Source organism: Lysinibacillus piscis (assembly GCF_026012395.1).
GTDB lineage: Bacteria > Bacillota > Bacilli > Bacillales_A > Planococcaceae > Lysinibacillus > Lysinibacillus piscis.
Genome location: NZ_BRZA01000001.1, coordinates 21,527 through 34,741, shown reverse-complemented (window position 1 = coordinate 34,741; position 13,215 = coordinate 21,527). Strand labels below are relative to the sequence as shown.

Annotated in this window: 15 protein-coding genes; 7 read left to right on the top strand and 8 right to left on the bottom strand. The window is 37.2% G+C overall.

The annotated features are described in order from the left end of the window. Positions 1-61: 61 nt before the first annotated feature. The 3 genes from OPF91_RS00170 to OPF91_RS00160 all read right to left on the bottom strand — a co-directional run bounded on the left by OPF91_RS00170 (position 62) and on the right by OPF91_RS00160 (position 4,192). Entirely contained in the window at positions 62-1,045 is a 984-nt protein-coding gene (locus tag OPF91_RS00170; RefSeq protein ID WP_264986642.1) for an SEC-C domain-containing protein, read from the bottom strand. A 215-nt stretch (positions 1,046-1,260) separates the two neighbouring features. Beyond that, the gene (pepF, locus tag OPF91_RS00165; protein WP_264986641.1) at positions 1,261-3,069 is read right to left on the bottom strand and encodes an oligoendopeptidase F; all 1,809 of its coding nucleotides are present in this window, start codon (positions 3,067-3,069) and stop codon (positions 1,261-1,263) included. 79 nt (positions 3,070-3,148) lie between these two features. Then, the gene (locus OPF91_RS00160; protein WP_264986640.1) at positions 3,149-4,192 is read right to left on the bottom strand and encodes a Fic family protein; all 1,044 of its coding nucleotides are present in this window, start codon (positions 4,190-4,192) and stop codon (positions 3,149-3,151) included. Between the two features lie 326 nt (positions 4,193-4,518). Here OPF91_RS00160 and OPF91_RS00155 point away from each other — a divergent pair, with 326 nt between their 5' ends. Both OPF91_RS00155 and OPF91_RS00150 read left to right on the top strand, forming a co-directional pair. Continuing rightward, complete coding sequence (locus OPF91_RS00155) at positions 4,519-5,712, top strand: winged helix-turn-helix domain-containing protein (RefSeq protein ID WP_264986639.1); 1,194 nt, start codon at positions 4,519-4,521, stop codon at positions 5,710-5,712. Positions 5,713-5,738: 26 nt separating this feature from the next. Continuing rightward, positions 5,739-6,170 carry a DUF1801 domain-containing protein gene (locus OPF91_RS00150; RefSeq protein ID WP_264986638.1) on the top strand — a complete coding sequence of 144 codons (432 nt, stop codon included), beginning with the start codon at positions 5,739-5,741 and terminating at the stop codon, positions 6,168-6,170. Positions 6,171-6,242: 72 nt separating this feature from the next. On the opposite strand, the gene OPF91_RS00145 is transcribed toward OPF91_RS00150, so the two are convergent. Further along, a complete protein-coding gene (locus OPF91_RS00145; protein WP_264986637.1) occupies positions 6,243-7,148 on the bottom strand; it encodes a DMT family transporter in 906 nt (301 codons plus the stop codon). A 103-nt stretch (positions 7,149-7,251) separates the two neighbouring features. On the opposite strand from OPF91_RS00145, the gene OPF91_RS00140 reads away from it, so the two are divergent. Further along, positions 7,252-8,124, top strand: a complete 873-nt coding sequence (locus OPF91_RS00140) for a LysR family transcriptional regulator (RefSeq protein WP_264986636.1) — start codon at positions 7,252-7,254, stop codon at positions 8,122-8,124. Positions 8,125-8,187: 63 nt separating this feature from the next. After that, positions 8,188-8,862 carry a phosphopantothenoylcysteine decarboxylase domain-containing protein gene (locus OPF91_RS00135; RefSeq protein ID WP_264986635.1) on the top strand — a complete coding sequence of 225 codons (675 nt, stop codon included), beginning with the start codon at positions 8,188-8,190 and terminating at the stop codon, positions 8,860-8,862. Between the two features lie 128 nt (positions 8,863-8,990). Here OPF91_RS00135 and OPF91_RS00130 read toward each other — a convergent pair whose 3' ends face one another. Next, on the bottom strand, positions 8,991-9,548 hold the full coding sequence (locus OPF91_RS00130) for a cysteine hydrolase family protein (protein WP_264986634.1): 558 nt from the start codon (positions 9,546-9,548) through the stop codon (positions 8,991-8,993). Between the two features lie 399 nt (positions 9,549-9,947). On the opposite strand from OPF91_RS00130, the gene OPF91_RS00125 reads away from it, so the two are divergent. After that, positions 9,948-10,115, top strand: a complete 168-nt coding sequence (locus OPF91_RS00125) for a YezD family protein (RefSeq protein WP_264986633.1) — start codon at positions 9,948-9,950, stop codon at positions 10,113-10,115. Positions 10,116-10,145: 30 nt separating this feature from the next. On the opposite strand, the gene OPF91_RS00120 is transcribed toward OPF91_RS00125, so the two are convergent. Then, the gene (locus tag OPF91_RS00120; protein WP_264986632.1) at positions 10,146-10,634 is read right to left on the bottom strand and encodes a flavin reductase family protein; all 489 of its coding nucleotides are present in this window, start codon (positions 10,632-10,634) and stop codon (positions 10,146-10,148) included. Positions 10,635-10,737: 103 nt separating this feature from the next. Between OPF91_RS00120 and OPF91_RS00115 the strand changes: the two genes are divergently transcribed. Next, positions 10,738-11,541 carry a VOC family protein gene (locus OPF91_RS00115; RefSeq protein WP_264986631.1) on the top strand — a complete coding sequence of 268 codons (804 nt, stop codon included), beginning with the start codon at positions 10,738-10,740 and terminating at the stop codon, positions 11,539-11,541. A gap of 50 nt (positions 11,542-11,591) precedes the next feature. Here the strand turns inward: OPF91_RS00115 and OPF91_RS00110 are convergent, their stop codons facing one another. Then, positions 11,592-11,792 (bottom strand): cold-shock protein, encoded by a 201-nt coding sequence (locus OPF91_RS00110; protein WP_264986630.1) that lies wholly within the window; start codon positions 11,790-11,792, stop codon positions 11,592-11,594. A 237-nt stretch (positions 11,793-12,029) separates the two neighbouring features. Continuing rightward, entirely contained in the window at positions 12,030-12,791 is a 762-nt protein-coding gene (locus tag OPF91_RS00105; protein WP_264986629.1) for a LamG-like jellyroll fold domain-containing protein, read from the bottom strand. A 217-nt stretch (positions 12,792-13,008) separates the two neighbouring features. On the opposite strand from OPF91_RS00105, the gene OPF91_RS00100 reads away from it, so the two are divergent. Beyond that, positions 13,009-13,203 carry a hypothetical protein gene (locus OPF91_RS00100; protein WP_264986628.1) on the top strand — a complete coding sequence of 65 codons (195 nt, stop codon included), beginning with the start codon at positions 13,009-13,011 and terminating at the stop codon, positions 13,201-13,203. Positions 13,204-13,215: the final 12 nt, after the last annotated feature.

Sequence of the window (13,215 nt, the reverse complement as noted above, 5' to 3'; positions counted from 1 at the left end):
CTGCAAATTTTCAGCAAAATAAAATGCCGCAAACAACGAAATGGTTTGCGGCATTGACTGCTTATTTAGTTGCAGCGTATTGACTTAAATCTTGATAATACTTTGTTAAAGAGGATGCTGAAATATCAAATGTTGCAGCAATTTCTTTTGCTGTCAAGGACAATGATTCAAATAAGCCCTTTTCTTGACCATAGCGAATTGCACCTGCCGCAATCGCCGCTTCTTTGCGGGCTGCAGGTTGCCCTTCAATTAAATAATCCTCTAATAATTCAAGGATTGGAGCTGTTTCACGTTCATTTTGCTCTAAGAAATCTTTCACTTGTGCTAACACATTGCTTTCAAAATTCGTAAATTCTTCTCCTTGATAGCCTGCTTGTACAAGCGATTCCCAGAAGAATAAGTGTTGCTCTTTTAAGAAGCTTGCCAATTTTTTCGATGAAGCTTCAAAGCGAACCTTCATATCTTCAAAAATAGAGGCATAGTTTGGCGGGAAGAAAATTAATGTTGACACCGCTAAAGAATGCGCTGTTTGATTTGTCCCGTCAGGTAATGTAAAGGCAAAGACATACATGCCTTCTGGAATCGGTTTATCGTTTTCACGACGAATATAAATATCTTCGTTTGTTAATGCATGCGTCGCTTTAAAATATTTTTCTTCCACAGCTGTCACAGAGCCGATGAATAGGGTAGGCTGTGACCAACTTTCTAAGATATTCACTGTAGATGGACGCACCATTTTTTTCTTTGTACGTTTTAAGTAGCCTTTCCAAATGGTAGGCTCTTGATGGAAGAAAAAGTCATCTAGTGCAATTGCCTCAACTAGCTCCTTTTGCAACGCCTGTTCTAATTTAGGTTTCCATGTTCCTACATGTTCAAAATATGCGTGAATATCCTTGCGTTCAGGGTATTCTGCATAAAATGTTTGTAGTACACGCTCTAATTCATCAGTCGCAACTGTCTCTACAGTCACTTGTTGTTTTCCTTCACAGCACTTTTTATATTTTTTACCGCTACCACATAGGCATGGATCATTACGTTTTACCATTGTTCAAAACACTTCCTTTTAAAAATTGATAGTTGAAATGGACTCTATGAATTGTGCACATTTAATAATAACGGTAGTTTTAAACGAAGAAAAATGATTGTTTATTTTGAAATATCAAAAAAAGAAGTGGGACGTCCTAAAGTTAATATATGCGCTATGTTGGAGTGTTAGAACTAAAAACCACCTACACTTTTTTAGCATAGGTGGTCATCTTATTAAGCGCCCTCGATTTCGGCTGTTAAACGTTCTAATTCATCAATTAAATGTCCGATATAGGCAATTGTATCTTTTAATGGTTGGTCTGTTGAAACATCAACACCTGCCATTTGTGCAAGTTCCACAGGAGATTTTGTACCGCCTGCTTGTAGCACAGTCAGCCATTCTTCCACAGCAGTGCTACCTTCTTTTAAAATACGTTGTGATACTTGTGTCGCAATCGTTAAACCAGCACTATATGTGTATGGATATAAGCCCATATAGTAGTGTGGTTGACGCATCCATGTCAGTTCAGCGCCTTCTACTAAGTCTACTGTATCGCCCCAGAAATCTTCCAGAACGCCACGTTTTAATTGACTTAATACAGTCGCATTGACTGCTTCACCTGCATCCACTAGTTCATAAACCTTGCGTTGGTAGGCTGCTTCTAATAAATGTGTCACAAAGTTATGATAATATGTTTTCGATACAATATTAGAAATTACCCAGCGTTTAAAGCGAGGGTCATCATTATGTGTCAATAAATAATTCGCTAACAGCATTTCATTCATTGTGGAAGGTGCTTCAATGAAATATAAAGATGGTTCACTGTTAAAATAGGATTGATGGGCATGTGTATTGGCAAAATGACCTGCATGACCTAATTCATGTACCAATGTAAATACTTCATTCATTCGCTCATTCCATGACATTAAAATGTAAGGATGGCTACCATAAGGGCTCGCACAGAACGCACCTGTTGCTTTTCCTGTATTTGGTGCATAATCAATCCAGCGCTCATCAAATGATTGCTTCATCATCGCTGCATAATCTTCGCCCATAATTGCTAATGACTTATCGACATATTCTCTCGCTTCAACCATTGTTACTTTTGGATCGTAATCGGCATCAAGAGCGATTTTTAAATCTGCGAAGGTCATTTGATCGATACCATTTGCTTTTTGAATCAATTTGGCATAGCGACGCATATGTGGGGCAAGCTCTTTTGTAATTAAGTCAATTTGACGATTGTATAAGGAGCGATCCACATCTTGTTCAAATAATAAATAATCAATAACAGAATCATGTCCGCGTAAGTCAGCTACTGTTTTTTCTTGTTGGATATGTGTGTTATATACTTTTGCTGTTGTGTGCTGATAGTCACGTAGCTTATTTGAAAAGGCAGCAAAGGCAGCACGACGAATCGTAGTATCTGCTTCGAATTCCCAATCATTTTCGTAAAGTACAAAGCTCAGTGGATGTTTTTTACCATTTGCTTCGAATTGCCCAAAATTCATATCAACAAGCTTTGTTGTATTGTATGTTTCATAAGGTGCATGAAACGTTGAGCTAAGTGCAGCTAATGCTTTTTCAACCTCTGGATGAAGCTGATATGGCTTTTTCTTCAATAATTTTTGCAAGAAATGTGTGTAAAGTGGGCTTAATGTTATGGCTTCTTCTAAAATGGCCTCGTCCAATGCCAATAATTCACTTTCAACAAATGATAATGCACTACTGATTTTACCATAGGCTGAGCCAAGCTTTGCTGCACGCATTTGTGCTACATCGTTGGTATGGTCAACTTCTAAATCAAGGCTAGCATATGTCGCAACAGGCACAATGCTTTCTTGTAATGCTTCATAAGCTGTTAACACATCTACAACCTTTTGGGCATCTGTAATTGTGCCTTTGTATGTGCGTTCAAAGCGAATTGCATCCTCTACAACCTGTGCTAAAGCAGGTTCAAAATCGGCTTCATTTGCTAATAAATCACTTAAATCCCATGTTGCATCAATGGCAACATCCTTGCGTAACGGTAAAACATCCATTCCATAAACACCCCTTATTGTGTAAGTGATTTCATTATAACGAATTTATTTCGGAAAGTGAAATAAATTTATAGCGAGGTTAGATTTTTTTCCACTTTGCATTGCGTCCTAAGCCTTCAGGGGCAATGATATGTTGCTCTTTTAATTCATTTAATACACGATTAATAGTCGCTTCACTTACATCTGGGCAAGCATTGCGGATATCTGCTTTCGTGAAATAGCCTAATTTTTTTTCGATAAATGCGTGAATGCGTTGCTGTTTACTGCCTTTCTGTGTTTCGATAATACCAACTCGATGTTCTAAATCTTTATAGGCTGCGATAAACGTGCCTAATAAATAATGGACCCATGGCAAAATATCATTTTTGTTGTCGTGCCAGCCAATAGAGGATTTTCTTAATGTTTCATAATAATCTTCTTTGGAATCTTCTATAATTTTTTCAAGACTGATGTAACGACCGACCTCAAAACCACATTGATATAACAATAATAATGTGAGCAAACGTGCCATACGCTCATTACCATCATTAAATGGATGGATAGATAAAAAATCTAAAATAAAGATGCTAATTAAAATAAGTGGTTCTATATCACATTTTGCTATTCTTTCTCTCAGCGCTTCACATAGTTGACGCATGGCTGTAGGTGTTTCAAATGCAGATACGGGTTCAAATCGAATACACTTTGTGCCATCAGAAAATGTTTCACTAATGACATTATCTACGTTTTTCCATTGTCCTCCTTCAATGGCAACATAGCAATACAGTTCTTTGTGTAACTGTAAAATGACATTTTCCTTGATAGGAATAGCGTCAAATGACGAATGAATTAATTGTAATACATCACGATACCCAGCAATTTCTCCTTCAGAACGATTTTGAAGATCGCTCTCATTCGCCATAATACTTTTTAAACGCTGGTCTGTAATAATAATGCCCTCAATCGCATTGGATGCCTTTGTTGATTGAATAGTGGCAACATCTTTTAACGCTTTTAAAATTTGAGGTGCTTGTTGTTTATAGAGCTCTTGTTTCCCTTTATATTCATTCATTTTAGCAATTAAATTCACTGTTTCCATTGGCAGCATTAGTTGTTTTAGCTGTTTGTAATGATAACTTCGCATAAATAACCTCACTTAATTATATAAACATAGTCATTTGATTATAAAATGACTATGTTTATGTGTTTTTGAATATAATCATCATAAGATAAACATACTCATTTTGTCATGTAATGAGTATGTTTAAACAGATTTGGCTAGTTTTTAGTGACGTTGTTCAGGATGTTGATGTTTGAAGTGGGTGACGATCAGTTGTTCTATATGCTAAAATGAAACAAATGTTCTCTGTTGGAATCCTCATAGAACAAATGCATAATGGAGTTCATTTGCTCTATAAATAGTGTGAGAAAGAAAAGCCATTTTCAGAACATAAAGGGGTAGGTACAAAGATGATACAATTAACGAATCACCAAGCACGGCAATTTTTATTGTTGAAACATGGACTTTTGGGTGATTATCAATTTATAGGGAAACAGGGTGTGTTAGATTTTATTCAGCAGGTAGGCTGTATTCAATACGACCCGATTGATGTGTGTGGAAAAAACGCAGAGCTAGTGTTACAGTCTCGCGTTAAGGGGTTTACGAAAGGACTACTTGCTGAATTACTGTATGAGGATAGAAGTTTGGTTGATTATCCTGACAAGAACCTTGCGATTATTTCTGTTGAACATTGGCCCTATTTTGAGCGATACAGGCAAGCTGCCCGCCAACATGCAGCACGCTATCCTGAAATGGAAGCATTGACAGAGCAAGTGCGCGCTACTATCCAAAACCAAGGTGCAATAAGTTTGGATGATATAAAGTTGGATGGCGATTTTTCATGGCAGTCGGCTATTCATTGGAGTGGCGGAAACAATCCATCTCGCTCGGTGTTAGAACAAATGTATTCAACAGGTGAGTTGATTGTCCATCATAAAAAAGGCACACGTAAATATTATGATTTGGCGAAAAAGCATATACAGTCAGATTTGTTAAACGCACCAGAGCCATTAGCGAACGAGCTTGAACATTATAAGTGGCGAGTTCTACGGCGAATTGGTGCTGTTGGTCTTTTGTGGAATCGTGCGTCAGATGCGTGGTTGAACATATGGGGATTGAAAGCAGTGGAGCGTAATGAGGTTTTCCGTCAGCTATTGGATGAAGACGGTATCGTGCCTATTTCAGTAGAACAAATCAAGGATACACTGTACTGCCTTGTAGAGGACTTGCCACTGATTGAAGCGGCTCGAAAAAATCCAAAGCCGAAAGTACGCTGTGAATTCATTGCTCCATTAGATAACTTGATATGGGATCGAAAACTGATTCAGGCATTGTTTGGCTTCGATTATACGTGGGAGATTTATACACCTGCAAGTAAACGAAAATTCGGCTATTATGTGCTACCATTATTATATGGAGAACGTTTTGTTGGTCGTGTCGAAGTAATTGTGGAACGCAAGATAAGTACACTGGTTATTAAAAATATTTGGTACGAGAATGATGTAACATTAACCGAACCACTGCAAATAGCCTTGGATGCTTGTTTCCAAAAATTTGCACTATTCAATGACTGTAACACCATTTTGAAGGAATATTTGACGTGATACTATTCAAAGGTTAGAGGTGTACTATGCAAAAAACAATGAAAGATTTTCGAGTGTATGTAGATTCATTAGACGAGAAAGATAAACAAGTAATGGAACAAATAGATCGTTTAATTTTAGAAAAATTCCCATCAACTCAGCGCTCTATTTGGGAAGGTGTATTTTGGGGTGGAACGGAGCAGGTGATTATTGGTTATGGTGATTATCTAACACAACGCGCTAATAAACAGCAAGTACAGTGGTTTATGATAGGTGTAGCCATTCAAAAGCATTACTATAGCCTCTATATTAATGCAGTGGAAGACAAGCAATATGTAGCAAAAAAATATAAGGATGAGCTAGGAAAAGTGAAAATAGGTAGTAGCAGTGTAAGCTTTAAAAAGATAGAGGATTTAAACGTTGACACAGTCATGCACATTATTGATATAGCCTATAGTCAGTGGTTGAATAATGAATAGATGGTACAGAAAAAGGTTTGGAAGCTAGTTGCTCCAAACCTTCCTCAACATTTATCTGTGCAACAAATAGCGTTAAGTCGTTTTTTCCTCATGCTTGCGCATAAAGCGTAGTAAATGTAACTGCTCTAATTGTGCAACAAGATTGCCTATTAAAATAAAGCTGCCTCCAATGATTAATTTCATTGTTAAGCCTTCTCCGATAAAAATCATAGCAAACATGGCTGCGAAAACAGGTTCTAATGAGAAAATCAGCCCTGTATGTGTAGCAGATGTGTATTGCTGTGCTACAGTTTGTCCAATAAAGCAAAAAGCACTGCAAATAATGCCAAGCCCTAAAATGGCAACCCAAGAAAGAACGGTCTTTGGATAGGTTGGTGTTTCAAAGATAAATGTGAAAATTAGTGCATATAGCCCTGCAAAGCCGAGCTGATAAATGCCGTAAGAAACAGATTCAACAGTCTTAGTAAACGAACTATTTAATAATAAATAAAATGAGTAGCATAGCGCCGTAATCGCCATGATAATATCACCTTTTTGGAACGTGAAGGAGCCTTGCAATGTTAAAACAGCAATCCCAATCATCGTACACATAACAGCAAAGCTCACAGCTCTAGATGGTAATTTTTTCTCGATGAAACTGCTGAAAATGGGTACTAATACAACCGTTAAACTTAAAATAAAGCCTGCATTTGATACAGATGTTGTCTCTAAACCAATCAAGCTTAATGAGAACACAACGAATAGTAAAAATCCTTGAATTGCAGCATATATGAATGTTTTCTTTGTCACATTTACCATACGTTTATAAAAAATCACACCTGCGACTAAAAATGCAATTATACAGCGTAAAGCCACAATATTATAAATGGGTAATGTGTCTAATCCCATGACCATAAATGTATAAGATAATCCCCAAAACATTGTCACAATGACCATTAATAAATTTGCTTTCCCTTGTGTTCCCATATATACACCCACAATCTCTTAATCCTAGAATTTACTATATAGTGGATGTTGCGATTAGTAAAACGAATGTTTATAATGGTTAATATTAAAAAAATTCATGTATAGAGGATTAATAATGAGCTTAGTAAAATATGAGATTTTCAATAAAGTAGCCGAAGAGGCGAGTTTCACGAAAGCAGCGGATGCATTAGGGTTGACACAATCAGCTGTGAGTCATGCGATTTCTAGCTTAGAAAAGGAATTCGGTTTCTCCTTGATTCATCGCAGCCGTACAGGAATTACATTAACCATTGAAGGCGATATGATGCTGTTAGTGATGCGTCAAGTGTTAGAGACACAGGAATTGTTGCAGCAAGAAGCAGCCCATATTCTTGGTATGACAAAAGGGAAAGTACGTATTGGTGTTATTTCAAGTATCTCCTCTAATTGGATGCCTGAAATTATTCGCATTATGGACAAGCAATTTCCTGATATACAGGTAGAGCTGCGTGAAGGGGATTATTATGAAATTGAACAATGGTTGCTAAATGGTGAAGTCGATGTTGGCTTTTTAAATAGCCAGCATTCTAAGCAATTTCAATATACGGAATTGCAACAAGATCCGTTACTCTGTATTGTGTCCAATGAAAGTCCGTTATACGATCAAAAAGAAATTGATGTGACAGAGCTTAATAATATGCCATTTATTATGATTTCGTATAAGGGGACGAATGATGTGAAAGTTATTTTGGACCAATATCATGTCAAACCAAATATTCGCTTTGAATTGTCAGAGGAAGTCGGTATTATTTCGATGATTTCGCATCATTTAGGCATTACCATTTTACCGAAATTGGTTATGCAAAACTTACCGCCGACATTAAGAGCAATACCGCTAAAGCAAGGCGGCTATCGAACAATCGGTATTGCAATGAAGCATCAAGCCTCACCAATCACGAAGAAATTTGCTGAAATTTTAAGTATGTGGGTGAAAGAACAGACAAGGTGAGCATTGAGCGTTGCGTGTCAATGCGCTACAATCAATGTATTATATTTAAGAAAAGGTGAGTTTATGGGGGAATTAACAGGCAAAACGGTACTCATTACTAGTGGGGGGACACTTGAAAAATGGGACCGTGTGCGTGGACATACAAATTTATCAAAGGGAACAATGGGGTGTTATTTAGCGGAGGCTGCTTTTGCTGCTGGTGCACAAGTGATTTATTTACATGGTTATTTTGCACAGTTACCTGAAAACAAAGCACATATGCGCCTTGTGCCATTTGAGGGAATCGAGGATTTAGGAAATAAGGTACGACAGACTGTACAGGAGGGGCAGGTCGATATCGTCATTATGGCAGCGGCAGGCTCTGATTGGGTGATTGATAAAGTGTACAATCAAGCAGGTCATTTGATGGAGGAGACAGGAAAAATGCCATCCGATGAGCCACCCATTATTCATTTCAAAAAAGCGCCAAAAGTATTGGGGCAAATTAAAGCTTGGCAGCCGAACATGACATTGGTAGGTTTTAAGCTGGAGGCAACAGAGGACGAGGCTTATTTATTGGCAAGAGCACGGTTACGCATGGAAGCAGCTCAAGCAGACTATATGGTGGCAAATAGCTCACAGTCTCTATATGGTAGTGAGGAACCTCATTGGCTTGTTCCAAAAGTAGGGGAGCCATTAAAGGTAATGGGCAAGAAAGCAACAGCTGAAGCATTGATGGCGTTATTGAGTGAATTGTAAAATGAAAGTTGTGTAGCTGAGGTAGAGCCACAGCTTTTAGGAATAAATATTATGGATAGTAATGGTCACTAAAAATCCCGATTTCTTATGATTAGACTAAGAAATCGGGATTTTTCTAGTAATAGATACTATCTATATGAATCATGTGTTGGACAGAATAAATCTTCTTCTGCATTTCTTACAACCGAAAAATGGTCAACATTATAATGACCATGAAGGGTTTCATTATGATGCTTTATAATTTGTTCGGCACTTAAAGAACCACTATCTTTTGTAGAATGTCCATCACCTACTAATGTGACATCTAAACCACTAATAGTCGCCGTTCTGACAGCACTATCTATACAGTGCTGGGTTGAGCAGCCCATAATCACAACATGCTCAGTTCCTTGCGATTTGAGATAATCTAAAAGTCCTGTTTTGTGGAAGGAATTCGTGGCAGTTTTATCAAAAATCTTGGCATTCGTAGGCATTTGAATATCTACATGAACTTGAAATCCGCTACCTTTACCTTCAGCAACATCTAAATCTCTAACAAAGACAACAGGAATACTAGATTCACTCGCTTTTTTAATCACTGCATTAATATTCCTAATCAGTTGTTCTTTCCTGAAAACAGCACTTTCTTGTTGATTTCCATCAAGTAATTCTTGTTGCGCGTCAATGATTAACAATATTTGTTTCAAATAATTTTCCCCTTTCAAAGTTGAGGAAACGCTATATTTAATTAGACGTATCCCCCTGAATGCTTATTACGCCACTATTTTTATTCGTCATAATATCAACCTCCTCGATACATACTGCCTATAAAATTAATTATTTAAATTTTTAGGTAATTAAATTTTAGCACAATTGCACTTAGAATGATATGATGGTGATTTGTGGAATCATCTCGTACTTTGTTCAAAGTTTGGAAGGATTTTTCATTAAATATGTGGTTAAAGTATAGTATTCTACTTTGTTTTCTAATATTTATATTGACAAGGACCTCAAGCGATTATAGAATTACTTGCAAGAAACGCAATTTTCACTTTGGTTTATATAGTAGCTAAAGTGTAATGGAGAGGGAAAAGGTGGCATAGACGATGGAGCAACAAGAACATGTAAGTGAACAGCAATTGGAAGCCGTTGCACAGGCCATTCAGCAAATAGCGTTTGGTGAGGTGCAAATTACGATTCAGGATGGTGCGATTGTGCAAGTCAATAAGCTCGAAAAGCAAAGATTTTCACAACAAAAAAAGGACCACAAATAGAAACGTTTATTTGTGGTCCTTTTAGATGCATTATTCATAAAAACTTGCGGGAATTTGCCCAATATGTCGACGATGATATAATAATGGTTCTTGTTGGGTATCATCAATATCTAGAACTTGCCCAATTATAATCGTATGGTCGCCTGCATCGACTTGCCGAACAGTTTGGCATTGCAAAACAGCTGCTACATTGTGTAAAATAGGTAAATTGTGTGGCGAATAGGCCCATTTTACTTGAGCGAAACGATCTGGAATTTTACTAGCGAAAAGTGTACATAATTGTTCTTGATTGCTGGCTAAAATATTGACAGCAAATTTTTGTGTTGTTGTAAAATACGGATGTAGCTGTGATTTTTTATCGAGTGACCATAAAATGAGTAGTGGATCTAACGATACAGAGGCAAAGGAATTGACTGTTAAGCCAATCGGTTCATTTGTATCGGTACAGGCTGTGACGACGGTTACACCTGTTGGATAATTGCCTAATGCCCGTTTAAAGGCAGCCGTTTTATCTAACATAAAAATCACCTCTTTCGTTATTAAAAAAATTTCTTATATTTATTCTAAACGAACAAATCCAGCGGGTAAAGTATATACTAAGAGCTGAAAAAGGAGGAACACGATGGCTTTACATTTTGACCACCTCGTACATCAAGTCCAATCACCAGAAAATGCGAAAGTCTTTTTTAATAAACGTAGCATCCATACGGTAGATGGTGGTACACATACAATGTGGGGAACTTATAATACATTAAGCTATTTTGGTTTAAGCTATATAGAGCATATTGCGGTTTATGATGAAACATTATTTGAACAAGCCGCTACCTTACCTTATTCATTACATGCGACATTCCAACAACAGAATCACCGTTTTGGCTTTTCACGTGTGGCATTAAGGACGAATCGCATTGAGCAAGAAGGAGAGAGGCTGCGAGCACTTGGCTTTGATGTGTATGGGCCTGATATGTACAGTCGCACACGTCCAGATGGCACAGTTATTCAGTGGAAGTTATTACATTTCGGCATCAAAGGGCAAACAATGGATTTTCCTTTTTTGATTGAATGGGCTGATGGGGATGAACAGCGGTTGGCACAATTACAGCAGAGCGGTGCTATTGATAGTAAGCAACAGATAACAATGGAAGCGGTACAATTTTTTGTGAAGGATGTGCAAGCGACGGTGACACAATGGCAAAAGTTGTTGCAGTTACCACAAGCTGAGCAACATCCGACACATAGCTCGCTTCATTTGCCTAACATCCGCTTCGATTTTTATGAGAAGGCTGAAGCGCAATCATGGGCATTTGCTCCATTAGCAGAAGGGCCTTTTGGTGTCTTATTGCAGGATATGAAACGTGTAAAGGAAACGTTAATACTTCCAGGTGCTGTTTGTCGTGTCAATACACCAACTAAGAATGCTAAATAAAAATAGAAAAAAGGAGCCGTTCCAGATAAAAGAAGCGGCTCCTTCATTATTTATAATTTGATGACATTAGATGCCTGTGGACCACGATTGCCTTCCACCACATCAAATGTTACTTTTTGACCTTCTTCAAGTGTACGGAAGCCTTCTCCTTGAATGCCTGTGAAGTGTACGAATACATCCTCGCCATCATCACATTCAATAAACCCATAGCCTTTTTCATTATTGAACCATTTTACGATTCCTTGCTGCATAAGTCTTCGCCTCCAATGCGCTTGAATTCCGTTTTCTTTTTGAACATACATGAATTGTGGACGGTTGTCAATTAATTGTCGAAATATTGTGTGTGAATAGTTATAGAAAAAAGCTAATGATGAAAGTAGGGGAGAATCACCATTTTTAGCAATGGTCATTCAAGCTATTTAGAAAATGTATTTGTATAATATAGTAACCAAAGAGCAATATATTATCCAATAATATGGAGAAAATAGCTATTTTAGAAAACCGATAATAGATGCATAACCAATCACTTGATCCTGAAGCATTTTTTTACTAGCGCTTTCAGCATCTTGTTGGGAATTGTATTTACCGCTTTGTAAACGGTAGCCATCTAATGGTTCTGTCGTTGTTGAAACGATAATATCCTCTGTGGATTCTGTGTAGGCTAGTACAGTAGGGAGATCGCTAATGTAGTCATAAACACTATAGGAATCAACACCTGTCTCTACAACAATTTGAGAAGGGTTTGACTCTGTGTAATAAAGAACTTGAGGTGACTCACCTAGTAAATCTTTTGCTGTAAAAGGTTCTTTGTTGAGTACAACAGCTGCATATTGTTTGTCTTCAAAATCAGACCACATCACGATTGATTTCTCACCTGCTAGTTCTTGCCATTGGGCTTCTGTAATATGGTCTAAGTTGTTCATACCATATTGAATGAAGTTTTCCTCGGTTGGTGTCGTGGTTTGCCATGATGTGCCGTTGTGGTATTTGTGTTGGATTAGGTATTTGTCTGGGATAGGGGAGATTACTCTATCGTAGATTTCGATTTGGTCTAGTTGATCATTGAAAAAGTTTATATTAGAGATTGCACCTCTTCCTATTGCTAGGTTAAACGATGGTAGATTAGTTTCTAATGCAATGGCATTTTGTGTAGAAATGGGTGTGGTCATATCATCGACATATAATTTAACGTTATTAACTCCTATCAAACCATCCCAAGACACAACGACATATGAAGTTGCTTCAATCATTGGTGTTAGCCCTAGAACGGTACATTATACAATGACTGTATTTAGAGAACATGTACGAGAATATATCTATTACTATTCAAGTGAAGAAATAGATTCTTAACATTAATACATATTAAATAACAAAGTACATAAAAGGAAGAAGGGATGTTTATTTCTACAAAAGAGCTACATGCTAAAGCTTCTAATAGGAGAGATTTTGTAGAGAATAAGCAAATAAATGAATAAATTGATTAAATTACTCACAGTGCCAGCAGTTATTATTTGCATAGTAGGTTGGGGAAATATTGAGCATGATAAACATCAATATTTTTATACTGAACAAATGAGAAGAGACATTAAAACAAGTTCATTTCTCGGTCAAGCTGCGTTATTTTACAAAGAATATGCAATGTTGAAGGAAAAGGACAACTAAACTATAGTAGAA

What these genes read in the sequence shown, in the direction of transcription:
- OPF91_RS00100 (WP_264986628.1), top strand. Translation starts at nt 13,009, where the DNA reads ATGAATAAATTGATTAAATTACTCACAGTGCCAGCAGTTATTATTTGC.
- OPF91_RS00125 (WP_264986633.1), top strand. Translation starts at nt 9,948, where the DNA reads ATGGAGCAACAAGAACATGTAAGTGAACAGCAATTGGAAGCCGTTGCA.
- OPF91_RS00160 (WP_264986640.1), bottom strand. Translation starts at nt 4,192, where the DNA reads ATGCGAAGTTATCATTACAAACAGCTAAAACAACTAATGCTGCCAATG.
- pepF (WP_264986641.1), bottom strand. Translation starts at nt 3,069, where the DNA reads ATGGATGTTTTACCGTTACGCAAGGATGTTGCCATTGATGCAACATGG.
- OPF91_RS00140 (WP_264986636.1), top strand. Translation starts at nt 7,252, where the DNA reads ATGAGCTTAGTAAAATATGAGATTTTCAATAAAGTAGCCGAAGAGGCG.
- OPF91_RS00135 (WP_264986635.1), top strand. Translation starts at nt 8,188, where the DNA reads ATGGGGGAATTAACAGGCAAAACGGTACTCATTACTAGTGGGGGGACA.
- OPF91_RS00150 (WP_264986638.1), top strand. Translation starts at nt 5,739, where the DNA reads ATGCAAAAAACAATGAAAGATTTTCGAGTGTATGTAGATTCATTAGAC.
- OPF91_RS00170 (WP_264986642.1), bottom strand. Translation starts at nt 1,045, where the DNA reads ATGGTAAAACGTAATGATCCATGCCTATGTGGTAGCGGTAAAAAATAT.
- OPF91_RS00110 (WP_264986630.1), bottom strand. Translation starts at nt 11,792, where the DNA reads ATGCAGCAAGGAATCGTAAAATGGTTCAATAATGAAAAAGGCTATGGG.
- OPF91_RS00105 (WP_264986629.1), bottom strand. Translation starts at nt 12,791, where the DNA reads ATGATTGAAGCAACTTCATATGTCGTTGTGTCTTGGGATGGTTTGATA.
- OPF91_RS00155 (WP_264986639.1), top strand. Translation starts at nt 4,519, where the DNA reads ATGATACAATTAACGAATCACCAAGCACGGCAATTTTTATTGTTGAAA.
- OPF91_RS00115 (WP_264986631.1), top strand. Translation starts at nt 10,738, where the DNA reads ATGGCTTTACATTTTGACCACCTCGTACATCAAGTCCAATCACCAGAA.
- OPF91_RS00120 (WP_264986632.1), bottom strand. Translation starts at nt 10,634, where the DNA reads ATGTTAGATAAAACGGCTGCCTTTAAACGGGCATTAGGCAATTATCCA.